This window comes from Streptomyces sp. NPDC005706 (assembly GCF_040631045.1).
GTDB lineage: Bacteria > Actinomycetota > Actinomycetes > Streptomycetales > Streptomycetaceae > Streptomyces.
Genome location: NZ_JBEXYS010000035.1, coordinates 24,542 through 49,923, shown reverse-complemented (window position 1 = coordinate 49,923; position 25,382 = coordinate 24,542). Strand labels below are relative to the sequence as shown.

Below are 25,382 nucleotides of genomic sequence, written 5' to 3'. Positions count from 1 at the left end.
TCGTGCCAGAAGTCGGTGTCCTTGGCCAGGACCCGGATGATCCGCTTGATCTGCGGCAATGCGGCGGCAGCCGCTTGTTGTAGCCCGGGTCGTGCGGGATGAACGGGAACATGTCGCGGTGGTGGGCGCGCACGTACCGCATCCACCGGGCCTCGCAGTGGAAGCCGAAATCGCCTGCATGACCGCCAGACATAGCAACTCGGAGTGGCTGAGCTTCGCCGGCCGTCCCGGCAGTCGCGCGATACCCGCTCGCTCGTCATCGATCTTACGCGGAGTGCGGTCACCAGGGTGTCCAGGTTCGTCGTCACAAACGATCATGGACACCCTCTCCTCGCGCCCGCAGGCATTCGGAAAGAATCGTCTAGTAGTGCTTCGTTAGGTTCGTCTTCTGCTGGTCGGCAGGGGGCGTCCGCAGGTGGTGCAGGTGCCGGTCCAGCACCTCAGCAGGTTTTGGAGTGTGTCGAGGGTCTGGTAGAGGCTCGGGCTGGTGCCTCGGCTTTTGGGTCGAGCCTGCGGAGGGTGAGGAATGCCTGGGCGGCGGTGACGAGGGAGACGTGGTGGTGCCAGCCGCGCCAGGTGCGGCCCTCGAAGTGGTCGAGTCCCAGGCCGTGTTTGAGCTCGCGGTAATCGTGTTCGATCCGCCAGCGCATCTTCGCCCATCGCACCAGGTCAGCGACGGGTGTGCGGGCGGGCAGGTTTGTAATCCAGTAGCCGGTCGGGGCGTCCTGGCCGTCCGGCCATTCGACCAGGAGGGTTCGGGTGGGCAGGACGCCGTCCCACCGGTTGCGTCCGCCGCCTGCTTCCTGAGGGGCGGCCAGGGACTGCTTGCCCGCGGGCCGCACTGTAAGCACCGTGGACCGGGAGGCCATCGCGCCTTTGCTGCCCTGCCGCCAGGTCACCTCGGTGAACCGATCCGCACCCACCTTTGCCGCGAGGGTGGAGATGGCTCGTGGCGGGGTGCGGTAACGGGGAAGGGTGGGCGGCCCGAGCCCGCCATAGGCGGGCTGGTGCGGCTCGGCATCCTCTGGGTGGGCGACTTCCTTCCCGTTCAGGGCCAGGACATAGGACAGTCCTCGCTCCTCGAGGCCGAGCCGGAACGGGGTGCTGACGCCGTAGCCGGCGTCGGCGACCACGACCGGGGCCTTCAACCGCCACTGGGCGAGTGTGTCCAGGAGGCCGAGCGCGAGACGCCACTTCTCCTGGTGCACCACGTCGTCGGGTACTCCTGCCCTGCGGCAGCGGTCCGGCTCGTCCGTCCACTCACGGGGCAGATACAACTGCCACTGCAACGGGCACGAGGCGATGTCGGTGGCGGCATGGACACTGACCGCGACCTGGCAGTTCGCCCGTTTGCCGACCGCTCCGCAGTACTGGCGGCCCACCCCGACCGACGCCTTGCCGCACTTGGGGAACGACACATCGTCGATCACCCACACCTCGGGCCTGACGACTGCGGTCAGCCGCTCGGCGATCCGCTGCCGACAGCAGCGCGTCCACGGTCGGCCGGTCGCCGGGCCGCTTGGCCAGACAGCGTCCGACCAGACCGCGGATCGGCCCGGGCACCGCGTCGAGATCGGGGTCGCCGTGGACGATGCGGTACATCAGCCCCTGGGCCGAGCCCGTGCCGAAGGGGCCGGAGCCCGACGCGGTGAACGCGAGGACCGCGCCCAGCGCGAACACGTCGCTCGCCGGGCCGACCGGCTCCCCCGTGAGCTGTTCCGGAGACATGAAGCCGGGCGTCCCGATCACCACCCCGGTGCGGGTGATCGCGCTTGCCTCGGTCGCCGTCGAGATGCCGAAGTCGATGACGCGCGGACCGTCGGCGGCGAGCAGCACGTTGGACGGCTTGAGGTCGCGGTGCACGAGCCCCGCGGCGTGGATCGCCTCCAGCGCCTCGGCGAGCCCGGCGGCCAGCGTGGTCACCGGGCCGGCCTGCCAGGCGCCGTGCTGGGCGACGGCGGTGTCCAGCGAGATGCCGGGCACATAGGCGGTGGCCAGCCACGGCGGGTCCGCGTCCGGGTCGGCGTCCACCACGCCTGCCGTGAAGACGCCGTTGACCCTCCGGGCCGCGGCGACCTCCCGGGCGAACCGCTGCCGGAACTCGCGGTCCTCGGCGAGTTCGGGCCGCACGACCTTCACGGCGACGGCTCGGCCGCCCTTGGAGCGGGCCAGGTAGACCCGTCCCATGCCGCCGGCACCCAGCCGGCCCACCACGCGGTACGGACCGACCCGATCCGGATCCCCCGCCCCCAGCACGCCGAAAGATTCCATGTGACCCCCCAAGGCCTGCCGCGTCTCCCCACGCGGCGATCACATCATGACGTCAGCAAGCGCTTGTGAGGTTTCCGCTTTCAACAGACCCGGGCCGAATCACCCGGACTCGGCGGTGTTCGAACGCAGTCGCGAGGAGTTGTGCAGGATCGGATGGATCGTCAGCCGTGCCAGCTCAGGTCGTGGAAGAAGTCCTCGATCACGTGGAGTCGGCCCGCGCGGACGGTCTCGTCGTAGACGAACCTGCCGACGGCGAGGTCCAGCGCTCCCAGGCCGAACGGCGAGAACACCAGCGGCCTGTCCGCGGGCGGCGTCACCCGCCCCGCCATCACGTGGGCGAGCGTGCCGGTCGGGCACCGGGGCGGGCTCGTTGCGGCTGGCTGCGCGTACGGTGCAGCTCGGCGACGACCTCGGAGTGCCGGTGGTGGTCTCAAACGCGGTCCGCTATGCCGACTCCGAGCAGCATCGGTTGGCGGATGTGCTGGATGCGGCGCGGCTGCTGCGCCCGATCCCGCCGCGCGGCCTGGACAGCGGTGAGCGCTGACTGAAGGGGCCGGCCGACATGGCGGCCGCGACCGCGCGGATCGCCGAGGCCGCGGGCCACGGGCGCGAGCGGGCCGCGGCGCTGCTTGCCGAGACGGAGGCGACCGCACAGAGCTGCCGATTGGACTCGTCGCGGATATTGGGCGTGGCGCCAAAGCCCACCCAGCCCGACAGTCGGCGGAACCCCATTCCCGGGGGAAGAAAGACCGTTGCGAAACACGGGTGTTGCGAGCATCGGGCACCGCGCGCCCGTGCTGGCGATCGTCGGCGGCACCGCCTCGGGCAAGTCCACTCTCGCCCAGGCGTTGGCACTGCACCGGCCCACGGCTGTAACTCTCATCCACCTGGACGACTTCTACATTCCCGTGCACGAGCCACACCGCGGGGTCCGCACGTTGAGCGCCACAGGAGCCGAAACGCTGGATTGGAACGACCCCGGCTCCATCGACGAGGACGCCGCGGCTGCCGCACTCGAGGCAGCGGCCACCAGCGGACAGCACCGCATCGTGGTAGTAGAGGGCCTGTTCGCCCTCGCCCTGCCCAAGATCGCGACCCAAGCCACCTGGCGGATCTACGTCCACGCCCCCGACGACATCCGCCTGGCCGCAAGCTCATGCGCAAGATCGAGATCCAGCACAAGGACCCACTGCTCTCCCTGCGCAACTACCTGCTCAGCGGCCGAGACCGCCACGCGCAATACGTCGCCCCCTCCCGGCATCGGGCCGATCTCGTACTCGACGGAACGATGCCGACAACGCACCTGCTGACTGCGGAAACCCCCTGGTCGCCCCGAATCCGGCACCCATCCCCTGACCGGCCCGAAGCACCGGCTGCCGACCGGCCACCCTCACCCCGGCCCGGCCCGCACTAATGTGACCAGAGGGGTGGGCCGGCTGCGTCATGCCGCGGTTGATGAGGATTCCTGAAAACGGCTCTGTCAGTTCCGTGAAACGGGTACCGGCAAGGTGGCCAGGTTCGATTGTCATCGGCTCGTGGCAGAGTCAGCGGTCATGGAGATCAACACGTTCTGGGACGTCATCGAAGCTGCGCAAGCCGGGGCTGCCACAACGGGCGAGCCATTTGACGAGGTTCTCGTCAAGCGGCTCGCAGAGAGACCGCGGCAGGAGATCCTGGAGTATGCGGAACGCTTCGATGAGTTGCATGACGCCCTGTATCGCTGGGATGTGTGGGCGGCTGCTTACCTCATCGGGGGTGGGTGCTCCGACGACAGCTTCATGGACTTTCGCGCTGGTGTGATCGCCTTGGGCTGTCAGTGGTACCAGCGCGTGGCGGCTGACCCCGACAGCCTCGCTGCGCACCCTGATGTTGTTCAGGCGGCGAACGTCCAGGACCGTTCCGAGGTGCTGTTCTACGAGGACGTGAACTATGCGGCCAGCGGGGCGTTCGAACGGATCACGGATGATGCGGAGGCCTTCTACGAAGCCTGGCGTAGTTTCCGCGGGGCTGATACAGAGAGCGGCAACACGGTTGCTATGGGCGAGGATTTCGACTTCGACGACGACAGGGAGATGAGCTGTCGGGTTCCCCGTCTGGCCGCCCTGTTCCTTGGCGCAAGCCCCTGAAGAGAGGGCTCTAGTCGTTCCGTGATGCTCATGGCTAAGGGTTGTCCCGTAACTGCTGGTCACGGTGCGGAAACTGCGTGGCTGATGAGTTCGCGGTGCCGGTATCGTCCGCTCTTCCGTCACGCCGCACCAGCGGCCTACGTTCAGAGAGCGATGCAGATGACCAGCCAACAAGCAACGACGACCCTGTGGCGCCCCACCGGCCCCAAGGAGCTGGATCTGGTTCGGGAGCTGAACTGGCGTGCCTGGCCGCCCCGGCTGCCCGAGCAGCCGATCTTCTACCCGGTCCTCAACGAGGACTACGCGGTCAGGATCGCGCGGGACTGGAATGTGAAGCACGATGGTGCCGGCTTCGTCACTCGTTTTGAGGTCGAGTCGGAGTTCTTGAGCCGGTATCCCATCCAGCAGGCCGGTGGGCAGACGATCCTCGAGCTCTGGGTTCCGGCCGAGGAGCTGGACGACTTCAATGCCCACATCGTCGGCGAGATCCAGGTGGTCCACGAGTTCCGCTGAGGTGGGGAGGCCTGCTGGCGGGGCACGCTGCGGTGCGATGATCCCGGCGTGGCTGGTGTGATCACGGTGTCGGAGCCGTCCTGGATAGCGCCGTTCACCGGGCTGAGCCCGCGTGCCTTCGGGAAGCTGGTGACCATGCTGCGGCGCGAAGGTGCGGACGCGGTCCCAAAGGTCGGCCATGGGGCCTGCCCTTGGAGGAACGGACACTGCTAGTCGCGGCGTACTGGCGCACAAACCTGACGATGCGCCGGCTCGCTCCGCTGTTCGGGGTGTCAAAGTCGGCAGCAGACCGCATCATCGACCACCTCGGGCCGCTGCTAGCGCTCCAGCCCCGCAAGCGGTTCGCCGAGGACGCCGTGCTCATCGTGGACGGCACCCTGGTGCCTACTCGCGATCACACCATCGCCGAGCAGTCGAAGAACTACCGGTACTCCACCAACCACCAGGTCGTCATAGACGCCGACACCCGACTCGTCGTCGTGGTCGGCCAACCGCTGCCCGGGAACCGCAACGACTGCAAGGTGTGGGGGGCGCCCTTCCACGACACCAAGCGCAACCAGGCGGCCACCGCACTGTCGCCCACGCCATGGGTTCGCCTGCATCTCGGGTACTACTGCCCTCAGGCGCGACAGCCCGGAACGTTCAGCGTCCAGACCAACATGATCCAGCCGGTACGCGACACGTGCAGCCACTGCGACCACCCGCTCGCCACCAGCAAAGAGGCTCCTGCCATTCGGCTACTCACCTGAGCCCGCCAGGGTGCCGTCGATGCGGTTGCCCCGGGAGCTGGGCTTCGGCTCGAGGATGACCTACTGGCGACGGCTGTCAGATTGGAACGAGGCCGGGGTCTGGCAGCACGATCTGTCGCTCTCCCAGCCGCGGGCCGCAGGCCCGCTGGACTTCTCTCGCCCAACGGTCGACTCCACCCCCGTTCGTCCCGCTGATCCAGGCCGTGCTGCCGATCCGCAGTAAGCGCGGCTAGCCACTGCGCCGGACCCGAGTACCTGTACTCCGACCGGGGCTATGACCAGGAGCCATATCAGGACAAGGTGCGCCGGTTCCAGATCACCCCGCATCTCGCCCGGGGGCGGTACCGGGCACGGCTCAGGCCTGGGCGCATGGCTGGTTCGTGGAAGGATCCAGCTCTCGGTCTTCGACGGCCGGTACTTCGACTCGCTGCCCCATGCCCTGGGCTCACCCGGAGGAGCTGCCAATCAGGCTCGGGTACGGACAGTGCTCTAGCCTCGTAGTGCCTGCGCTACTGACAGGACTCGCAGGGCATGGGCGGCCCCTCGAGCTCGCGCCTGTCGCCCGCGCCGTCGCTCGCCATGGCGACAGCCTGGCAGTTGTCTGGTTCGACGCCCACGCGGACCTCAACACCCCCGACACATCTCCCTCGGGGGGCTTCCACGGAATGGTGCTGCGTACCCTGCTCGGCCAGGGGCCGTCACAACTGGTGCCCAGGCCGGAGGAGCGCCTTTCCACCCGGCAGATCGTGCTCGCGGGCGCTCGTGCCCTCGATCCCGCCGAGCTGGACTTCATCGAGTCCGAACGAATCCGAGCCCTGTCCGTTCAGGCTCTCCGGGAACCGGACCAACTGATTTCCGCGGTGGCAGGTACAGGGGCCACGCACGTCTACATCCACCTGGACCTGGACGTGCTGGACCCCGAGCACTTCACCAGCCTGTTCTGCCCGGAACCCGGGGGTCTGCACCCCGACCAGCTGCGCGCCGCCCTGCACGCGCTGACCAAGCGCTTCAACTTCGCCGGCATAGGGATCACGGAGCATGCCCCCGCCGCCGACTCAGCCAACAGCGACCACGTCCTCCAAAGAATCCTCGACGGCATGGCTTTCCAATAGCGACAGCCTGTACCGGTCAGTCATCGTCTTCCCGCCGCAGCCGAGCCAACACCGTTGATCGGTGCCCGGGCGCCCGGCACCGTAGTTGCGGTGAGGTTCAGACGGGCCTCCATGTCGAGATTCACCTCGCCGTACGGGCGTACGTGGCCAGAACAGCGGGGTCAGGCCGCGACGGTCGGCGTCGGTAAGGAGGTCGGCCCACTCCGGTTCGCCGAGGATGTCCTGGAGCATCAGGGTGTTCACGTAGACCAGGACGGACTGGAGGATCCGCAGGCACACGAACATCTCCTGGTCGTCGCGCCGGTTCGAGGCGATCTCCCCGCCCTTGCCGTAGGCGATCACGGAATTGGCGCCGTTGGAGGACTCCATGACGTTCAGGCCCTCCTCGATCTCCCGCTGAAGGTCGCGCAGCCGCAGGTAGCGGGCCACGAAGATGGTCTTCTGGGCTCGGCCGACCTTCAGTATGGCCGCGTAGGGGGGCGGGAGGCGTAGCGGGTGAAGCGCCGCAGGATCGCCTCGGTGGAGCCGGTCCGGGTCCGGATCGCGGTGGCGTACGTACGCCCGGTCCCGCCGCGAGCCCTCGGGCAGCAGCTTGCCGCAGTGCACGCAGTTCATCGAGGGAGGCAGAGACCGCTGCGTTAACGTTGGAGGCAGGAGTGCAGCCACGGTTCTTGCAATTACTACTCCCTTTTGATCTTTTCTCCTGGTGACCACGACCGCGCTGAACCTGAATCCGCCGCCCTGGCCGCACTGCGCCGTAGGTGCAGGTCCGGACGACCCCGTGGGCTGCCGTGGTGTCATCGTCGACCCGTACGATGCCTGCCTGGCTCACCTGCCGGATGCCTCCCGCGCGACGTACCTGGCCGGCCTGGCTCCCGACACCGAGGTCAATCACTCCGGTACCACCTTCACCGGTGATCTGCTGCATCGGCTCCTCGACGCGCTCCAGGACCCGAACAGCGGGCAACGGCTGGTCAGCCATGCTCGCTTTGAAGCCGCCACGTTCTCCGATACAGCCGACTTCCGCCAAGTCACCTTCGGGCACGTCTGGTTCGACGATGCGGTGTTCTCGGGCGAGGCCCTCTTCCGCGGGGCGTCGTTCGCCGGGAGCGCCGGGTTCAGAAGGACGACGTTCGCCGCGAGTGCCGGGTTCAGCACGGCGGTGTTCTCCAGCGCTGCGGACTTCAGTGGGGCGGTGTTCCGCCTTGACGCCCGCTTCGACAATGCGACGTTCACCGACGCGGTGTTCATCGGGGCAGCTTTCTCCGGTGACGCCTGGTTCGGTGCCGCGACGTTCTCCCATGACGTCCGTTTCAACCAGGCCACGTTCGCCGAAGCCAACTTCCGCAGTGCAGTGTTCTCCGGGAACGCGGGGTTCGACAGGGTGGAATTCGCCGGCAAAGCTATCTTCGACAGTGCGGCTTTCTCCGGCAGTGTGAACTTGCGCAAGGCGGTGTTCTCCAGTGATGCCGACTTCGGCGAAGCGCGGTTCGCCGGCGACGTCCGTTTCCACTCGGCGACGTTGTCCGGCAGCGCCGACTTTCATAGCGTGAAGTTTTCCGGCGACGCCTGGTTCGTCGGGGTGACCTTCTCCGGCAGCGCCTGCTTCAACTTGGTGACGCTCCTCGGAAGCGCCCGCTTCGACGCCACAACGTTCTCCAGCCCTGCCGCCTTCCACAGGACGTCGTTCTCCAGCAGCGCCCACTTCCTCGGAGCGGTGTTCTCGGACAGCGCCGACTTCAGCGGGACTGTGTTCTACGCTGAGGCGCACTTTCGCAAGACGACCTTCTCCAACAGTGCTGCCTTCGGCGCGGCGACGTTCTCCACTAGCGCGTTCTTCAGTGGCGCGACCTTCGAAACCCTGTCCCAACTGGGCCCGCTCGCCTGCAAGGGAGAGCTGGATCTCTCAGGTGCACGCTTCAACGGCCCGGTGACCATCGAGGCAGCAAGCGCCTTCTTCGTATGTAACAGGACTCGCTGGGACTCCACGGCCACACTGCGTCTGCGCTACGCGACATTGGACCTCACGGACGCCGTCATCGAGTCTCCGCTGAGCGTGGCCACCCGCCTGTCTGCCTTCACCTACGACCGGCGGCCGATCGACGAGTCCGGTCTGGCTGGCCTGGATCCAAGTGCCCGGATCACCTCGCTAAGCGGGGTCGACGCGGCGCACTTGGCACTGACCGACATCGACTTGTCCGGATGCCAGCTCACCGGCACCTTCCACCTGGACCAACTCCGCCTCGAAGGCCGCTGCGCCTTCGCGGCCGCACCCACCGGTCTGCACCGGCATGGCGTCCTTCCGGTCCGGTGGACACAGCGTCGCACCCTCGCCGAGGAACATCACTGGCGTGCCGCCACCGGCTCGACCGGCTGGACACCCGCGCCTTCCGGGACATTCCCCGAACAGCCGGCCGCCCTCGCCCCCGTGTACCGCCAGCTGCGGAAGTCATTCGAGGACGCCAAGAACGAACCGGACGCCGCAGACTTCTACTACGGCGAGATGGAGATGCGCCGCCACGACGGCGACCGACCCCGCTCGGAGCGCGCGTTGCTCACACTGTACTGGGCCGTATCCGGCTATGGTTTACGCGCTTCAAGGGCTCTTGTCTGTCTCTTGGGAGCCATGGCCGCTACGATCCTGATCACGACGTTATGGGGCATCCCCGGAGAGCACTCACGCGCCGTAACAACCGGGCACCTGACCGAGCAGAAGATCTCACTGACCACGGACAACCCCGCCCCCGTAAACCCTTCCGGCCCGTTGCGCTCCCGATTGACATCCCAGCGCTGGGAGAAGTCCATGCGGATCGTCGTGAACTCGGTCGTTTTCCGCTCCTCTGATCAGAACCTCACCACCATCGGCACCTACACCGAGATGGCATCCCGCCTGACCGAGCCGGCGCTGCTGGCCCTTGCGGTGCTTGCCGTTCGCGGACGAGTTAGGCGGTAGTCCAGAACCGGCGTGTGACGATCACGGGGAGGGCTGCGAGCGGTACTGGACGGCCGAAGATGCCGCGCCTGGCCGTCCTGGCCCGGGCCATACGGGCCCGTGCAGGGGAAGTGACGTGCGAAATCCCTCGCCCCGAGGCTCACCGTGGCGCTGTCACGACGCTCCCCGGTGGCCTGCCCGTGCGTTCCGCTCGATGACTTGGTCGCCGCGTGAGCGGACGGGGGCCTGCGCGGGCGCCGCCAGGTCGCTTGCGGCGCCCGTCGTGTCTGTTACGCACTTTCGGATGAATGCGACCACGACGGCGGGACACCGGCCCGGGATCGATAGTTGCCTCAGGCCCGTAATTTCGCGGCAGCCGCGCCTGGCAGCTTGGGTGGGCCTTTTTGTGAGCGTGGATGGTTCGGTTGGGTGGCCCCCCGCCAGCCTGGGCGGGCGAGGGCCACGAGCTCATGCCTGGTCGTGTGACAGGACGGCGATGGCTGTCACGAGGAGGACCGACCCGAGAACCAGGGGGTGCTGATCTGCTCACCCAGGACGACTGCCAGGATTGCGGCCGTGGCCGGTTCGAGGAGGACAAGTAGGGCCGCGGTAGTGCTGCGGACCGTGGTCAGCCCGTTGAAGTGTCAGCGGTAGGCGAGCGAGGTCGGCACGATCCCGAGGAAGATGAGCCAGCCCACGGACTCGGTGCCGTGTTCGACGCGGGGCCAGGCGCCCTGAGCGAGAGCCAAGGGCAGCAGGCACAAACGTCCTGCACTCGCGGCAGCTGCGTTGGTGGTCGCGTTGGTGTAGCGGGCCCGTAGCGTGACGGCTGTAGCCGATGGCGGAGAGCAGAGCCAACGTGATGCCCGCTAGAGGGCATGCTTGGTGAGCCGCTCGTCCAGAAGGAAGGCCACTTCAAGAGAGGTGGGCGGGTCGTTCTGGCTCACGCGGCGTGTCCCCGCTCCTGCTGCTCCTCTAGATCACGCCGCGCCTGCAGCTCCGCCAGGCGTTGCTCGTCAACGGACTCGGCAGCGAACGCGTCGCCACTGCGGGCCATCAATGCCCGGAATGCGTCGAGGAAGCGCTCCTCCACGGCGGTGGCCCGGGCGTAGGCCGCCGACAGGATGTGCTCCTGCAGACTGACAACCTGCTCATGCCCCTCGCTACCCACCGTCAGACGTTCCACTACGGGTCCTGGGTGTTCGACACCGACAGGGCTCAGGAGCTGTTGGAGGAATAGCCCCGCCCCGTCGTCCAGATCCCTGTCGCCGACTGGGCAGCCGCCTACCACCTGAACCTGCTCACGCCGGACTACGACGGCGAGCCCTGGTGCCCGGTCTTCGGCCCGGACCAGTCCCACTTCAACGCCAGACACGCGATGCAGACCGACCTCGACAAGCCGGTGATCATCGCCACGATGCAGTTCGACGGCAACCCGGCGCTGCTGCTGATCGACGGCGTCCACCGCATGTACCGGGCGATGAGCGAAGGGGTGTTAACGCTGCCCGCGTACATCCTGACCGCCGACGAGACCGCGAAAGTCCGAGACCGCTGACTGACGGCGTTCTGACCACCGTCACCCCGGCCCCGCTCCGCGCCTGCCCGCGGGGCGGGGGCCTTCCTGTACCCGGACCGCATCTGTGGCGTCGTGCCGGGGTTCGTGCGCGCGTTGATCCACGCCGCTCCGGGCCCCCTCATCACTTGTCCTGCCGGCACCGGGTGGTGCCGGCCGCAGGGCGTTGTCCGTCGCCTGCCGGGCCGACATCCCCGCCGGTGGCCTTCTCAGGGTGCCGTTTGCGGTGGTTTGCGGTGATTGGTGTGGCGGCGGTCATGGTCACCGGGCCCGCCGCGCCCCGCCGATCCAGAGGCGTTCAGACGGCTTACTCCCACGGCGCGATCCGTCTCGACAGACCAGGAACTCCAGTGGTGTGGCGGCCGCCGCGACGGCCGGGCCGGGACTCGAACACAGGGCTGACCAGGTACGGCCTATGGACGGAAGGCCGCAGCGCATAGTTACATCCCGGCCATGCTCCATGTAGGAAGATCCCACGTCGTTGAAGTGCTCGCAGGTGCGCTCCTGCTGTTCTCCCTGCTCACGTTTGTGTGGCAATTGGACCGGCACAGTCGAGGACTGAGCATCAAGAGGCCGTGGTTCGCCGCCGCCGTGGCAGCGTTGATCATCTACCACTACTCGCCCTACTCATGAGCGATCAAGGTTGAGCGCAATCGCGCCGTCACCACGGGCTACGTCCGGCCTGCCACGGCACCGAGCTGCCACATCCACGTAGCTGATCGCCGCTACCGGCCGCGGTGGACGGTCAAGCCGTCGGCCGCATGATGCCGAGCCTGCTGCACATCGACGGCATGCCGGCCGGCGGCGGCTTGCGGATACGCTGACCGCGTCCCGCGCTGTGCTGGACCTCGGCACCGACACGGTGACGCTGTCCGCCGCCGGGAGCAAGGGAGCGGTTACCGGGGTCATTGATCGGGGACCAGCGAGTTCGCCTCACGGTCTGGCCCTTTTCGGGGCCCACACAGGTTCGTATCCTGTCGTCTCCGCTCCGCCCGAAGCCCGCCGGGGCCGTAAGCGGCTAGGTCGGTGCATCAGCCCTTGTGTCGGTGGTCCTAGTACCGCCTCTCCATCCGCTGATGAACGGCCACCGCCTGGCTCCTCATGCTCACACCCACCAACACCAGCGGCCTGTTCACCATCTGGAACCGTAAGAGGTCAAAGAGGCGCCTTGATCGATGAACGACTGCTGCTGTGAACGCAATCACCGTCGAGCCGCTTTTTCGCTGCTGCCTCTGATCCGGGGAATTTCCGAGAGAAAGATTGCTACTGAGTGTGGCGTTGATCGCTGACGCCGCATGTCGGCTCTACCATGCTCGTCGGCATATGGTTGCGCAGGTGAGCCGATGGAGTGAGGAGGTTTATGCCTGACCACTCAACGGATGCCACCGCAGATGGCGAGAGTGGTGCCTCCCTGTGGGTGTGGTCGCTGCTCGGCGTGTTCGCGGCTTGCGTTCCCTGTGCGCTTCTTGTGGTGGAGAAATTCGGTTCCGCTCTTTCACCGGTTCCGCTCACTCTGACAATCCTTGCCGCGCTGGCCGGGTATGTTCTGGCAGTACGCGCCGTGGTGAAGGAGAAATTCACACAGCCCTCGACATTGACCCGGATCCTGGTGTGGATCGCAGCCGCAGGCCTCTTCCTCGGTAGCGTGGCGACGCTCTTCGCGTTCCGTCCCCCGCCACCACCGCTCCCACGGATAAGCGGAGTGCGTGACGTAGCCGTGGTCGGTTTCGCCGGGTATAACGGGCACCAAGACAAGCGAGTCCTGGACGATGTCGCGGCAGACTTCGCCCATGCCATGGCGGGGAGGATTCCCGCTGCGACCGCCGTCCGCAATTACGCCAGCGAGGTGTCGCTGCCGCTCGCCGATCTCAAGGGCCCGCACCGCAACAGGCTGGAGCGGGAGACTGCAAAGTTCGCGGACGAGACCAACGCCGAGTTCGCCGTGGGCGGCTTGGTCAGTACGGACCCAGCCGGCCAGAGCAATTTGCTGCCGGCCATCTTCGTAAGAGCCGACCAGGTCCCCGACGCGCCCGAGCTCGCCGGCTGGTTCCTGGGCGCACCGCTCCTCATCACCAGTGGTTGGGAGTCGGCGCAGAGTCGGGCACAATTGAACGACAATCTGACGCGGCTGATCAATCCTCTGGCCAAGTTCGTGGACGCGCTGGATACCTGGCGCACGGGCAGCCCCGCCAAGGCCGGAGAGGTCTTCAAGGGGCTACTCGACACGAAACAGCAAGACGACACCGGCGGCTTCGTGCCGCCTGATCTGGTCCGGCTGTTCCACGGCCATGCCGCAGAGGCCGAAGCGAGCGGAGAAACCGGCACCAAAAGGCAGAAACTGCTTGAGGTGGCCCGCGCCGACTACCGCGCCATCAACAAGACCTCGCCGACCGGACGGCGCGCCGCACTCAGTCTGCAGCTCAATACATACCTCCTGGCCTTGGGGCCCAAGCACGACTGCATGCCCGGAACCGTACGTCCCGGAGACCTCGCCCAGGTTGCACAAAACCTGCGAGCCCTTTCAGGAGACCCACGTTTTACCGAACTCGGACGGCTCAAAGCCACAGTGAACCTCGCACAGGTCGAGAGTTGCCGCATCAGCGCGCATCTCGTGCGGGATGACGGCCGCGTGGAACGGGCCGTGGCAGCGGTCACGGAGGCATCGAACATCACCGGCTCCGCCGAACTCCGCGCGATCGCGGAATCGATCGCCGCCGTCCGCGCGGCTGAAAAAGGCGATCTCGTGGCGGCCACCCGGCACATTCAGGCCGCTATCGAGCACGGGCGGGACCCATTCCAACGCGCCCTCTGGCAAGGCCTGCGGGCGGGCTGGAGTCTCAGGCGTTGCGAGCTGCGAACGGGCCGAACCGCCCAGCAGGATGCCCTGACCCAGCTGAGGGCGGCGCAACAGGCCGGCAGGGTGAGCACCCAGTTCCTCGACGAGTACAAGCAAGTCTTCAAGGAAGAGCGGCGCCAGGCCGAGAAGCACTGTGGTACGGCCGCCAAGGAGACGGCACGATGATTGGTGATGGGACAGTGAACAAGCGACTACCTCTGTGGCTGGCCGGGGTGTGCCTTCTCGCCCTTGGCTGCGGGGCGCAACGCGAGACCCAAGCCGCACTTCCGACCAGGCACGCGCCTGCGGCTACCGCACATGACGCGACACCCTCCTCCGCCGAGGACCTGCTGCTGGCACAGCAGGTTCAGTTGGGAGGCTATGGAGCCGGCGGTGTCGACTGCCAACCGCCAAGCCGCCCAGACACCCCCCTGGCCTGGCTGTTGTCCGACAACCCATCCACACAAGACCCAGAGGTACGCCTGGGAGGCCAGGTGAATCTGTGCTTGTACGGGTTCCCAGAGAGCGAACCGATCACCCTCACGGTGGAAGCAGGAGGACGGACATATAGCACCCCCGTGGAGCCCGTCACCAGCAAGGACGCGCAGGAACTATCGCAGAACACACTCTTCGATAATCGTGCGATCGAGGTCGAGGACGTCGGTAACCATCTGATGCAAGGCACCGATTGGACGTTTCTCCCATCCGAGCCGGCCCGTACGGCAATCGCCCTGTCCGGCGGACTGACCCTGACGGCGAGCTCCGGCGAGGTGACGAGCACATACGAGGTACCTCTGCATTGGGACCAGGGAGCGCAGCTCCCAGAAGACTGGGAACACAGTCGTGACCTGGTGGTCTACGGATACCCTGCTGGCACGCGCGTCCCTATCGGGCTATACCGAGTCGGCCAGAACCTGGTCGCAGAGCTGGACCGGCAGATCGGCAAAGTGGTCATGCCACCCTCCCGAGTCGCCGCCTTCAACATGCCCGAAGACGTGATCCGCCTCGTGAGCGTTAGCTCGCAAACAGGCAACGCCACTCATTGCCTGTCCGTCCCTGAGCTCAACGATTGCCTTCCGCGGCCGCACTGAGTTCGCCGACCGCGTCGCGCTCAAAGCCCCCACTCATGCTACTGAACCTGATTGAGTGATGTCGGGGCCGCTCGCCAGACAGCGGCGGGCCGGCTACGGTAGCCCTGATTCGTGAGGTATGCGCAGGGCCGCGGGCTGACCGACGCTGAGAGGGCCGCGCGGGAGCGGATTCGGCTGCAGGCCGTGGAACGCTTCGAGAGCGGGGAGAAGAACCGAGAGATCGCTGCCGCGTTGCGAGTGAGCGAGCGGTCGGTGGAGCGGTGGTGGCGGGCCTGGCGCGAGCGGGGTGAGCTCGGTGTCCGGTCGAAGGGTTCGCCGGGCCGCCCGAGGCTCGGCCTGGACCAGATCGCGAGGCTGGAGCGGGAGTTGGAGCGGGGCCCGCTTGCGCATGGCTGGGCGGATCAGCGGTGGACGCTGGCACGGGTGAAGACGCTGGTCGGCCGACTGTTCCACGTTTCGTACACGGTGGAGGGCACGTGGCGGTTGCTGAAGCGGCAAGGCTGGTCGTGGCAGCAGCCCGCCCGGCGGGCGATCGAGCGTGACGATGCGGCCGTCGAGGTGTGGAAGAAGGAGACCTGGCCGCGGGTAAGAGCATCGCGGCGGCGCTCGGGGCCTGGCTGGTCTTTGAGGATGAAGCCGGGCAGTCGATGACGCCGCCGCGTGCCAGGACCTGGGGCCGGATTGGCAAGACGCCTGTCGTCCGGGTGCGTGGTCGGGGATCGGGACGTGTGTCGATGGCGGGCATGACCTGCCGCGAGTACCAGGGCCGCAAGGGTGAGCCGAGATCGTTCTCGTGTGGGACAACGTCCGCCTTCACCCGGACCTAAATCCGCAGGAGGGCATCTGGTCCCTGGTCAAGCGCGACATCGGCAATCTGGCCGCTGCTGACCTCGGTCACATCACCATGGCGGTGAAGCACCGGCTCAAGCAGATCCAGTACCGCCCGGACCTGGTCGACGGCTGCTTGGCCGCCATCGGACTGATCATGGACGGCTTACCGGCAGGCTGATGGAGCTGGGCCCAGAAGACTGCGAGCGCGACAACACAGGGTGCGCGAGACTTGCGTGATGATCACAGACGTCAATGTGCGCGAGGCTGACGCGGCTGATGCGCCAGAACTGGCCCGTCTGCGCTGGGCATTCAAGCAAGAGGACCATGACGGAGACCCCTCCGAGCCGGTTCGTCCCATGAAACACGCTGAGGACTGGATCCGGGACCGGCTCGCAAGCAAACGCTGGCTGGCCTGGGTCGCCGAAAGCCACGGCAAGATCTGCGGGCATGTCTTCCTCCAAACGCGAGATCGCGGCGGGGAACACGCAGCCCGTGTGTCTCGATGGAGTACCGGGCTCGTCGGCTCAAACCTTCAGGCGCCTGAGGGAGCAGCGGCACTCGGATGTCCGTCATCGCTGCTGACCGTCTCGGGCAGAGGACGGCACCGCAGCGGTGATCTCTAGTTCAGGGCGGTGCGTCCCATCGGATGAGCAAATGAATGCGAGTGCGCTGGTCATGACGAGGAGCCTAGTGATCGGCTTCGTACCTACGATCAGGTCTTCCCCTCCTGCACCGCCGCCGGCCCGGCCTCCGAACGAGGCATGCGCGATTCGGCCATGCAACGTCCAAAGCTGCACAAGGGCGCTTGCCAACCCGTGCACCCCCGAATGATGGGAAGAATGGTGCTAGAGGGGTTCACCTGCACCGCCCACATGTTGCGGCACTCGTTCGCGCTGAAGTGGTTCTCGATCGGCAAACTTGTGAGCGCAGGTCGGCTGGCCAGCCTCAGCCAGGACGAGGCGCGCGACTTCCGCGAGCAGTTCGGGGATGTCTGGCACCTGGTCCAAACGCTCCTTGGGCATCGGCGGGTGGAGACGACCAAGGACATCTACCTTGAGCCGTTTCGGTCCTTGGACGTCGAGCTGCTGCTGGCGCATGCCGAGGGGTTTCCCATCGGCCCGTTCATGGCGGCAGCGTTCGCTGCGCATCCCAGCGTCCGCACCGATCCGCTGGCTGGGGTCCGTTGAGCCCGCGGGGTCGGCGGGCGGCGCTGCCCGATGCCGGGCAGACCACCACCCGCGGGCTGCTGCCGGGCCCGGACCTGGTGGTCAGAGTCTTCGCGCAAGACGGTGGCCGCTACTACGACTATCGGTTCGGGGCCTTTCCCGGCCCGGAGAGTCTGCGGGTTGCACTGGCCGAGGCCTTCGCCCGGCGCACCGCGCCGGGGGCGGGTGTCACCTCCCTGCACACGGCGCAGAGAATCTACCGCTGCGTCGGCATCTTCTGCCGCTATCTGGCGACGCTGGCCTGGCCCCCGCAGCAGGTCAGCGTCGCCTACCTGTCGGGCGGCCGCCCCGGGGAGGTAATCAACCTGGAGTGAGGATGCGTGACCCACCAGCCAGACACGGGCCTTTGGCTGCTACAGGGCAAGTTCTTCAAGAACGCCGTCGACGCCAACGGCAACAAGGTCCCGGACGGACTCGTCCGCCGAGATCCCTGGGTGGTCATCGAGGCCGTCGCCAGGGCCGTGGCCGTGCTGGAGCGCCTCCACCCCCACCAGCTGCTGTTCCCGGTCTGGCTGGAGCAAGGCCGCCAGGACCGGCGCGGCACCAAGCGGCCAGGCCAGGCCCGCACCGACGACACGCTAACCCTCGATATGAAGCGGTTCATCACCTGGGTCAACCAGCAGTGTCACGCGCGCGGCCGCAACGACGGCATCCCCACCGAGGGCCTGGGCTCACCCACTTCCTCACGCTTCCGGCGCACCCTTGCCTGGTTCATCCGCCGCCGGCCCCGCGGACTGGTCGCGGCCTCGATCCAATACGGTCACCTCCACGCGAGAATGCTCCAGGGGTACGCGGGCACCTACGAATCCGGCTTCCCCGACGAGTGCGCTTTCGAGGATTGGCTTTACCGCGTCGAGATCCTCGCCGAGGACGAAGAAGCCCTCCGCAGCGGCGAGCACGTCAGCGGCCCGGCCGCCGCTGCATACCGCCAACGCGTGAGCGCGGCCAACCGCCAGTTCGCCGGCCACGTCCTGACCAGCGAGCGTCAGGCTCACGACCTGCTGGGCAACCCTCTCCTGCAGATCTTCCACGGCCAGGGCATGACCTGCGTCCTCGACCCCTGCCAGGCCGCCTGCCAACTTCAAGGAACTGCCGACGACCCGCTCGTCACCCCCGATCTCGACGACTGCCGCCCCCGCTGCCGCAACATCGCCCGCACCGACCGCGGCATCGAGCACGTCCGAGCCCAGCGCGACGACCTGCAAAAGGCCACCGCCGATCAGCTCGCGCCTCCGATCCGATACGCACGTGAGCGCCACGAGCTGCAGCGCCTGGACCGCATCGTCAGCGAACACGAACAAGGCACCCAGGAATGACAGCCAGCACACCCGCCGCCGACCCGATCCGTGACGCGATCATCGCTGCAATGGACCGCCTTTTGGACGGCACCCCCTTGCGATCGAGCGGGCGCCTCAGCGTCTCGCAGCTGGCGATCGAGGCCAGTGTCAAGCGCTGGTATCTCACCCATCAGCACTTGGACCTCAAGGAGCTCTTTCAGGCCCGAGGCCAGGCCGCGGCCTCCACTCCGAAGGCCTTCGCCGCACGACTCAGCGAACACGCGGACCTCAAAGACAAGCACGCCAAGCTGATCGCACACTGCGCTGAACTGGGAGAACGCCTCAAGAGCTGCGCTACGGCCAACAGCCTCCTGACCCTTGAAAACGCAGCCCTGGCTGCGTCCAGGGCTGATGCATCAGTGGTTCCCCTTCCCAGACCAGAGACCTCCCCCTAACAGTGGCTCCGCAGCCCTCCGGGCAGGGACTCAGATCCTCACATCCTGGCCCGCATAGTTTTGAACAACCTTCGATGAAGCCGGGCATTTACGGCATGGAGACACTGTGCTAAGCCTTCCCAACATCATCTGCTGGCGGCACCTCAAAACAGTGCTGATCTGAGCCCTCAGCCCGAACCGGCGACCAGTGCCTCGCCGAGCGGGGTGCGCCGGTAGAGCACCGACCGTCCGGACCGGGCGCGGACGAGCAGCCCCGCGCCTCGCAGGACAGCGAGGTGGTCTCCTACCGCGCCGGGTGCCATGGCGAGGCCTCGGGCGAGGTGGCTGGTACTGGCCGGGGCGTCCAGCGCCAACAGCAGCCGGGCTCGTGACCGGCCGACCAGAGCGGTCAGCGCGTCCGGTTGGGGGACGGTCTCCTGTTCGCCCCACAGGGCGGCGGTGCCGCGGGCGCGATAGACCAAGGTTCTGGGCCAGGGATCTTCAAGGTGGGCGGCGATGTTCCCGACGAAGATCGAAGGGATCAGCAGGAGCCCGTCGCCGGCGAGGCGAACTGTTCCCACTTGGGGAAAGTGGCCGATCTCGATACCGCCGGCTTGCCAGGCGATGCTCGGGTGCAGGCTCTCGATGGTCGTGGCCCAGCCGCGTTCGCCGATCACACCCACCCGGTGCACGACATCGCGCTCACAGATCGCGCGCAGTTGCGGCCAGTCCGCGGCGAGCAGCTCGTGCCATGCCTGGTCCATCGCCTCGGCAATCCTGGCGACGGCGTCCGGCGAGTCCAGTACTTCGCGTACGCGGGGATCACGGGCCAACGGGCCGGTCGCGGTGGTGGCGAACTCGAGGCGGGCCGCTTCCAGCGGTGTGGCCCGGATCATGGCCAGGTCGTCTGCCCAGGTTTGGTTGAGGCCGCGCGGGGGAGGGGCGACGAAGTTCGGTCCGCCTTGCGGGGCCTGCAGGGCAAGGGCGGCGTTCAGTTCGGTCTCGCGGCGAAGCCGTTCAAAAGCCGGCCTGAGCCGGGAGGCCCAGGCTCGCGGCAGCGGCCGGTCGTGACCGGCGAGCGAGCGCAGCAGCAAGCAGAGGTCCAGCGCGGGCGATAGTGCGAAGCGGCTGCGCAATAGGTCCTCGACGGAGACTTTGAAACGCAGCACCCGGCCATGCTACCGCCGGACGTCCGCTCCGATTCGTCCAGTGACGAATCATTGGTCTGGGGTGTGGGCCCACGGCGAGGCTGCGCGTCATGACCCCAACCGCCGAGCCCGCGCAGGGCAACCACCGTGCCACCTACCGGGAGGTGCTGGCCGAGCCGCGATTCCGGCTGCTCTTCTCAACCCGCGCCGTCTCGATCACTGCGGACGCGCTGCGGATCACCACGTTCTCGGTTCTGGTCTTCTCGGCCACCGGCTCCGCGCTGCTGAGCGCAGTGGCCTTCGGCATCGGGTTCATCCCGCAGCTGTTCGGCTCGCTGTTGCTGGGCTCACTGGCCGACCGACTGCCGCCCCGCGCGCTCATTACCGGCGGCTACGCCTTGACGTGTGCCGCCGCCCTGCTGCTCGCCTTGGTGCGGATGCCGATCGCGGCAAGCCTCGGTGTCGTGGCGCTGGTCTCCCTCGCCACACCGGTGTTTCATGGCGCGTCGAGTCGGCTGGTCGCGCAGTCGCTGGAAGGCGACGCCTATGTACTGGGCCGCTCACTGAACAACATCGCTGGCGCCGGCGCGCAATTGTTCGGCCTGGCGCTGGGAGGTGCGGTCGTCGTGGCACTCGGCCCACGCCGGGCGCTCGCGGTCAGCGCCGTCCTTTACCTCGGCTGCGCGCTTGCTATCCGCATCCGGCTACCCCGGCTGCAGCCGGGCGGCGGCACACCCGGCAGCGCTGGGGGCGACAGCGGGGCCGTCCGTGCAAGCCTGCATGGTGCAGGCATGCTGCTGCGCGGACGCACAGTGCGACGCCTGATGCTGGCCCAGTGGCTACCCGTCGCGTTCGTAGCGGGCGCGGAAGGCCTCATCGTCGCCTACGCGGGAGAACGCCACTTCGCGCCCGGCTGGTACGCCGTGCTGATGGGCTGTCTGCCGGTCGGCATGCTTGTCGGTGACCTGCTGGTGGGTCGACTACTGCGGCCACGCGCCCGAGAGCGACTGGTAGTCCCGTTGGTTGCGCTAGCGGGGCTGCCGCTGATCGGCTTTGCTGCCGAGCCCGGAGTGGGCGTCTCGTCCTGTCTGCTGCTGCTCAGCGGCCTCGGATACGCCTACGGTCTCGGCCTGCAACGCCCGTTCCTGGACGCCCTGCCGCAGGATGGCCAAGGCCAGGCCTTCGGCTTGCTCGGCTCCGGCAGCATGACGCTACAGGGCGTCGGGCCGGTTTGCTTGGGCTCAGTGGCCGCAGGCATTGGAACAGGCGGCGCAATCGCCCTGGCAGGCGGCGCGGTGGCGCTTACCGCCGGCTGGATTCTCACCTGGCACCCGTCCACCTCCCCGGTCCCCGTCTCGAACGACTCAACGGGATCAGAGAACAGCACCGAACAGCATGCGTGTAGTCCTCCTGCGCGATAGCCGTCGCAGGACGGGTCGGCCACGAGCCGTCACGAACCCCACCCCCACGTCTCTCTGACAGACAGTCATTCCCGCTAGCTCATTGTGCTAGGAGTCCTAGGCGCTGTTTCTCGGATCATGTGCGGAGCCAGATGATGAGGGCTGCGAGGGTGACGGTGCCGAGGTAGGTGTAGGCGCGTTTCTCGTAGCGTGTGGCGACTGCGCGGAAGCCCTTCAGCCGGTTGATGGCGCGCTCGACGGTGTTGCGCTTCTTGTAGCGCTGGCGGTCGAACACGGTGGGACGACCGCCTTGGGAACCGCGGTTGCGCCGGTGCCTTTGCTGATCGAGGCGTTCGGGGATGGTGTGTGGGATTCCGCGTCGCCGCAGGTAACGGCGGTTACTGCGGGCGGTGTAGGCCTTGTCGGCCAGGACGTGATCGGGCCGGCTGCGGGGACGTCCGACGCCGGTTCGGGGCACGGAGATCTGATTCAGGACGCGCTCGAGCTGGGGGCCGTCACCGTAGTGTCCTGGTGTCAGCAGGATGGCGAGGGGCCGACATCCTCCGTCGGCGGCGAGGTGGATTTTGGTGGTGAAGCCGCCGCGGGAGCGTCCCAGGCACTCGCTGATCTGACCACCTCCTCCAGACGGACGACCAGTTTCCGAAGCAGCGGATCGACCTGGTTCGTCCCCCGGCCGACCCCCTTTTGAGAAGCCACGGCCGCCGGTGCCTTCCTCGCGCCGGCGGCATGCTGGTGGGCCCGCACCGCAGTCGAGTCCACCGACACGTCCCAGTCGATCCGGCCCGCGGCGTCCTCGGCGGCCTGCACCTTCGACAGCAGCATCTGCCACGTCCCGTCCGCCGACCAGCGGCGATGCCGCTTGTAGACCGTCTCCCACGGACCGAACCGCTCCGGCAGATCCCGCCACTGCACCCCCGTCCGCACTCGATACAGCACTCCGTTGATCACCCGCCGGTGATCACTCCACCGGCCCCCACGGGCACCACCACGAGGTAAGAACGACTCCAACCGCTCCCACTCCGCGTTGGTCAGATCTCCACGTCCCATGAAGCCAGCCTGGCCCCAACAAACCACTCACGTGCGGAGATCCGAGAAACAGTGCCTAGTCCTCTCGGTAGAAGACGTGAACGGCTACGTGCCCAGGCCCAAGATCGTTTGCGTGCGAACAGTTCGCCCAAAGGGTCGGCGGCTGAGACGAAGCTGTGATTCGTTCAGCGGCCTGCTGCGCGGCTGGTGAGGGTGGGGACCGCGTGTAGGGCGAAGCGGGCGGCCGACCAGTGCAGCACGGCTGGTGGGGGCGCCAGGAGGTGGCGCGGGACAAGTTCCGCCGCTGGGTCGGCGAATACCAGAGCGTGCCCGGCGCTCGCGTCAGCCTCACCGATCAGGAGAGCGCAGACGTGCTGGCTGCCTGGCTCGGCAGCAGCGCCCGCTCACCGACCTGGCCCTCGACGATCCGCAGCAGCTACCGCGTCGAAACCGGAGAGACGTTCGCGGAAGATCTCCCCCGCGCGGGGGAGGAAGTCCCCCCGCGCGCGGGATGTTGCAGCAGCGCCCGGGGGCTGTACTGGAACGGTCAGCAGGCCGAGGAAGAGACCGCTGCGCCGCTCGGGTACCTGGTGCCGTCGCGGCGGCCGCCGCACAGGAGGAATCACATGCACACGTGGACGAGACGGCGTCTTCTGACCTCGGCGGCGGCGACCGCGGGCCTCGCCGTAACGGCGGCCGCACCCGCGACTGCCGCGGGGATGTCCAGCACCCGCCTTGGCGGCGACATCCTGACCGCCCTGCGGGCTCTGCCGGGGCTGAGGGTGATCGAGGAACGCCAAGGCGCTGAGGCGGGATACCGCTTCTTCGTCCTCGGCCTGCGCCAGCCTGCCGACCACACAGACCCCGCGGCCGGTACCTTCGAGCAGCGCCTGACCCTGCTCCACACCTCCGTCGACCGCCCCACCGTCCTGTTCAGCACAGGCTATGAGGCGTCGCTCACGCCCCGGCGGGCTGAACCGACCGTGCTGCTGGGCGGCAACCAGCTTCAGGTCGAGCACCGCTTCTTCGGGACCTCGCGCCCGGCGAACGCCGACCACTCCCTGCTGACCATCCGTCAGGCAGCCGACGACCACCACCGCGTCGTCCGCCTCTTCCGCCGGCTCTACCGCGGCGCCTGGATCTCGACCGGCAGCAGCAAAGGCGGCATGACCAGCGTCTACCACCGCCGCTTCCACCCCGGCGACGTGGACGGCACGGTGGCCTACTCGGCCCCGAACAACGTCGACGACCGTGACGACACCGCCTATGCGCGGTTCCTGGAGCGAGTGGGCAGCGCGGAGTGCCGCGAAGCCCTGCGGACCGTGCAGCAGCAGGCTCTGCTGCGCCGCTCCGACCTGGTCGCCCGCTATGAGTCCTGGGCCGCCGCGAACTACACCTCGTTTCGCGTCGTCGGCAGCGCCGACAAGGCCCTCGAAATCGCCGTCCTGCGAGCTCCGTTCATGTTCTGGCAGCGCAATACCGCCGCGGACGGCGCCGCCATACCCGGCTCGAACTGCAGTGCCGACGAGCTGTACACGTGGCTGGACGACATCACGGGCCTGGCCCTCTACGCCGACACGGCGCTGCAGCGCTACATCCCTTACTTCTACCAACTCGGCACCCAGCTGGGGTATGTCAGTTTCCCCACCCGGCACTTGTCCCGCCTCCTGCGCTACCCGGACGCCGGCGAGCCCCGTACGCTTGTTCCGCGTGACATCCCGATGCGTTTCGATCGTGACGCCATGCCGGACATCGACCGCTGGGTCCACCGCCACGGCAGCCGGCTGCTGTTCGTCAACGGCGCCCAGGACCCCTCGGTCGCCGAGTCCTTCCGGCCCGGCGTCAGGGGCTCCCGCCTCCTGTGGGCGCCCGACGCCAACCACAGCACCGCGATCGCGGAACTGTCCCCCGCCGACCGTGCGGAGGCCATCGGCATGCTGACCCTCTGGGCAGGGGGCACGTCACCCTCGGCGTGAAGAGGAAGGGCGTAGGGGGCGTCGACGTTCTCGCGACCGTCATCGCAACACTTCCGGCTCCGTGACCGCCGACCGCTTGCGGTGCTTTTGAGAGCTACGCGGTGCCGACCATCACTCGAGCTGAGCCGGCGAGGGCCTTCGCTGCGCTTCGACATCGCCCCCTGGCGACGGGAGGACGCCAGTGGGCCACACCGACTGCGGATGGGTGAACGCACGAACCGTCCTATCCGGGAGATACCGCGGGCAAGGAGACGGGAACACGATGACACTCAGCTGCAGATCGGTCGGTCGGCCTTCCCATCGCTGACGGCATCTGCTGCCCCCGGCGGGATTCCCGTTCCACCGTGCTCCAGCGGGACGTCCTCGCCCTTCTATCAGGAAGGAGTCGGGGACGAGCTGTGCCCGGTCGCCGGTCATCGTGCCGCAGTGGACGAGGGCCCCAACCCCGATGGTGACGCTCGCGCCGAGCGTGGCGCGGTCCGGCGACGTTGCGGGTGGTGCGCGTGCGCTGCGTCGTACGACGAGCCGGACTGCTCGGGGGCGCCGCGTGCGCCCGCCTCCAGCCCGCGATCGCTCCCAGGCCACTGCACCTGCTGCTGGGCACGGTGTTCGCCGCCGGATGGCTTCCCCTGCTCGCCCCGCTTCCGGCCCCGTGTCCGGCGCGAACCGCCTGGGCGTAGCCGGCGGCATCATCCTGGGCGGCCCGCGGCGGGAACTTCACCGTCCCGCTCATGGCCGCCGCTCTGTGCGCGCTCCTGCTCTCCGCCCCCGCCGGCCCCCACCACACCCGCGGCCACTCCGGTCGCCGGGTGAAGGGGCGCAGGGGAGGGATCCCCACGT

Annotated in this window: 20 protein-coding genes and 7 pseudogenes; 20 read left to right on the top strand and 7 right to left on the bottom strand. The window is 67.6% G+C overall.

Features of this window, described 5'->3' with window-relative positions:
* Positions 1 to 440 precede the first annotated feature (440 nt).
* The 3 pseudogenes from ABZ478_RS33960 to ABZ478_RS33950 form a co-directional block, all read right to left on the bottom strand.
* Positions 441 to 1,481: pseudogene (locus ABZ478_RS33960) on the bottom strand (IS701 family transposase); the annotation flags it as partial.
* Positions 1,482 to 1,494: 13 nt separating this feature from the next.
* Positions 1,495 to 2,271 (bottom strand): annotated as a pseudogene (locus ABZ478_RS33955) (serine/threonine-protein kinase); the annotation flags it as partial.
* Positions 2,272 to 2,432: 161 nt separating this feature from the next.
* Positions 2,433 to 2,618 (bottom strand): annotated as a pseudogene (locus tag ABZ478_RS33950) (2,3-diaminopropionate biosynthesis protein SbnB); the annotation flags it as partial.
* 68 nt (positions 2,619 to 2,686) lie between these two features.
* On the opposite strand from ABZ478_RS33950, the pseudogene ABZ478_RS33945 reads away from it, so the two are divergent.
* The 7 genes and pseudogenes from ABZ478_RS33945 to ABZ478_RS33915 form a co-directional block, all read left to right on the top strand.
* A pseudogene (locus ABZ478_RS33945) lies at positions 2,687 to 2,962 on the top strand (hypothetical protein); the annotation flags it as partial.
* A gap of 103 nt (positions 2,963 to 3,065) precedes the next feature.
* A complete protein-coding gene (locus ABZ478_RS33940) occupies positions 3,066 to 3,581 on the top strand; it encodes a hypothetical protein (protein WP_359555703.1) in 516 nt (171 codons plus the stop codon).
* Positions 3,582 to 3,824: 243 nt separating this feature from the next.
* Entirely contained in the window at positions 3,825 to 4,397 is a 573-nt protein-coding gene (locus tag ABZ478_RS33935; protein ID WP_359555652.1) for a DUF4240 domain-containing protein, read from the top strand.
* A 153-nt stretch (positions 4,398 to 4,550) separates the two neighbouring features.
* The gene (locus ABZ478_RS33930; RefSeq protein ID WP_206307252.1) at positions 4,551 to 4,910 is read left to right on the top strand and encodes a hypothetical protein; all 360 of its coding nucleotides are present in this window, start codon (positions 4,551 to 4,553) and stop codon (positions 4,908 to 4,910) included.
* Between the two features lie 48 nt (positions 4,911 to 4,958).
* Positions 4,959 to 5,529: pseudogene (locus ABZ478_RS33925) on the top strand (transposase family protein); the annotation flags it as partial.
* Between the two features lie 155 nt (positions 5,530 to 5,684).
* A pseudogene (locus ABZ478_RS33920) lies at positions 5,685 to 5,846 on the top strand (IS5/IS1182 family transposase); the annotation flags it as partial.
* A 247-nt stretch (positions 5,847 to 6,093) separates the two neighbouring features.
* Positions 6,094 to 6,771 (top strand): arginase family protein, encoded by a 678-nt coding sequence (locus ABZ478_RS33915; protein ID WP_359555649.1) that lies wholly within the window; start codon positions 6,094 to 6,096, stop codon positions 6,769 to 6,771.
* Here the strand turns inward: ABZ478_RS33915 and ABZ478_RS33910 are convergent.
* Complete coding sequence (locus ABZ478_RS33910; protein ID WP_359555647.1) at positions 6,715 to 7,200, bottom strand: Tn3 family transposase; 486 nt, start codon at positions 7,198 to 7,200, stop codon at positions 6,715 to 6,717. The genes ABZ478_RS33915 and ABZ478_RS33910 overlap by 57 nt on opposite strands.
* A 277-nt stretch (positions 7,201 to 7,477) precedes the next feature.
* On the opposite strand from ABZ478_RS33910, the gene ABZ478_RS33905 reads away from it, so the two are divergent.
* Complete coding sequence (locus tag ABZ478_RS33905; RefSeq protein WP_359555645.1) at positions 7,478 to 9,724, top strand: pentapeptide repeat-containing protein; 2,247 nt, start codon at positions 7,478 to 7,480, stop codon at positions 9,722 to 9,724.
* A gap of 922 nt (positions 9,725 to 10,646) precedes the next feature.
* On the opposite strand, the gene ABZ478_RS33900 is transcribed toward ABZ478_RS33905, so the two are convergent.
* The gene (locus ABZ478_RS33900) at positions 10,647 to 10,889 is read right to left on the bottom strand and encodes a hypothetical protein (RefSeq protein WP_359555643.1); all 243 of its coding nucleotides are present in this window, start codon (positions 10,887 to 10,889) and stop codon (positions 10,647 to 10,649) included.
* 192 nt (positions 10,890 to 11,081) lie between these two features.
* Between ABZ478_RS33900 and ABZ478_RS33895 the strand changes: the two genes are divergently transcribed.
* The 10 genes from ABZ478_RS33895 (at position 11,082) to ABZ478_RS33850 (ending at position 18,992) form a co-directional block, all read left to right on the top strand.
* On the top strand, positions 11,082 to 11,258 hold the full coding sequence (locus ABZ478_RS33895; RefSeq protein WP_359555640.1) for a hypothetical protein: 177 nt from the start codon (positions 11,082 to 11,084) through the stop codon (positions 11,256 to 11,258).
* A gap of 1,378 nt (positions 11,259 to 12,636) precedes the next feature.
* A complete protein-coding gene (locus ABZ478_RS33890) occupies positions 12,637 to 14,298 on the top strand; it encodes a hypothetical protein (RefSeq protein ID WP_359555638.1) in 1,662 nt (553 codons plus the stop codon).
* A gap of 392 nt (positions 14,299 to 14,690) precedes the next feature.
* Positions 14,691 to 15,203, top strand: coding sequence for a hypothetical protein (locus tag ABZ478_RS33885; RefSeq protein ID WP_359555635.1), 513 nt, complete (start codon positions 14,691 to 14,693; stop codon positions 15,201 to 15,203).
* A gap of 111 nt (positions 15,204 to 15,314) precedes the next feature.
* Positions 15,315 to 15,854, top strand: coding sequence for a winged helix-turn-helix domain-containing protein (locus ABZ478_RS33880; protein ID WP_359555633.1), 540 nt, complete (start codon positions 15,315 to 15,317; stop codon positions 15,852 to 15,854).
* 142 nt (positions 15,855 to 15,996) lie between these two features.
* On the top strand, positions 15,997 to 16,212 hold the full coding sequence (locus tag ABZ478_RS33875) for a hypothetical protein (RefSeq protein ID WP_359555630.1): 216 nt from the start codon (positions 15,997 to 15,999) through the stop codon (positions 16,210 to 16,212).
* A 58-nt stretch (positions 16,213 to 16,270) separates the two neighbouring features.
* A complete protein-coding gene (locus tag ABZ478_RS33870; RefSeq protein ID WP_359555628.1) occupies positions 16,271 to 16,657 on the top strand; it encodes a hypothetical protein in 387 nt (128 codons plus the stop codon).
* A gap of 216 nt (positions 16,658 to 16,873) precedes the next feature.
* Positions 16,874 to 17,221 carry a hypothetical protein gene (locus ABZ478_RS33865; RefSeq protein ID WP_359555625.1) on the top strand — a complete coding sequence of 116 codons (348 nt, stop codon included), beginning with the start codon at positions 16,874 to 16,876 and terminating at the stop codon, positions 17,219 to 17,221.
* Entirely contained in the window at positions 17,218 to 17,574 is a 357-nt protein-coding gene (locus ABZ478_RS33860) for a hypothetical protein (RefSeq protein WP_359555623.1), read from the top strand. Before ABZ478_RS33865 ends, ABZ478_RS33860 begins: the two co-directional genes overlap by 4 nt.
* Before the next feature lie 6 nt (positions 17,575 to 17,580).
* Positions 17,581 to 18,576, top strand: coding sequence for a hypothetical protein (locus ABZ478_RS33855; RefSeq protein WP_359555620.1), 996 nt, complete (start codon positions 17,581 to 17,583; stop codon positions 18,574 to 18,576).
* Positions 18,573 to 18,992 carry a hypothetical protein gene (locus ABZ478_RS33850; RefSeq protein WP_359555617.1) on the top strand — a complete coding sequence of 140 codons (420 nt, stop codon included), beginning with the start codon at positions 18,573 to 18,575 and terminating at the stop codon, positions 18,990 to 18,992. The genes ABZ478_RS33855 and ABZ478_RS33850 overlap by 4 nt, the downstream gene beginning before the upstream one ends.
* Before the next feature lie 167 nt (positions 18,993 to 19,159).
* On the opposite strand, the gene ABZ478_RS33845 is transcribed toward ABZ478_RS33850, so the two are convergent.
* The gene (locus ABZ478_RS33845) at positions 19,160 to 20,140 is read right to left on the bottom strand and encodes a winged helix-turn-helix domain-containing protein (RefSeq protein WP_359555615.1); all 981 of its coding nucleotides are present in this window, start codon (positions 20,138 to 20,140) and stop codon (positions 19,160 to 19,162) included.
* An 89-nt stretch (positions 20,141 to 20,229) separates the two neighbouring features.
* Between ABZ478_RS33845 and ABZ478_RS33840 the strand changes: the two genes are divergently transcribed.
* A complete protein-coding gene (locus ABZ478_RS33840) occupies positions 20,230 to 21,540 on the top strand; it encodes an MFS transporter (RefSeq protein ID WP_359555613.1) in 1,311 nt (436 codons plus the stop codon).
* Positions 21,541 to 21,655: 115 nt separating this feature from the next.
* Here the strand turns inward: ABZ478_RS33840 and ABZ478_RS33835 are convergent.
* Positions 21,656 to 22,587: pseudogene (locus ABZ478_RS33835) on the bottom strand (IS5 family transposase).
* Between the two features lie 260 nt (positions 22,588 to 22,847).
* On the opposite strand from ABZ478_RS33835, the gene ABZ478_RS33830 reads away from it, so the two are divergent.
* Entirely contained in the window at positions 22,848 to 24,542 is a 1,695-nt protein-coding gene (locus ABZ478_RS33830; protein WP_359555610.1) for a S28 family serine protease, read from the top strand.
* Positions 24,543 to 25,382: the final 840 nt, after the last annotated feature.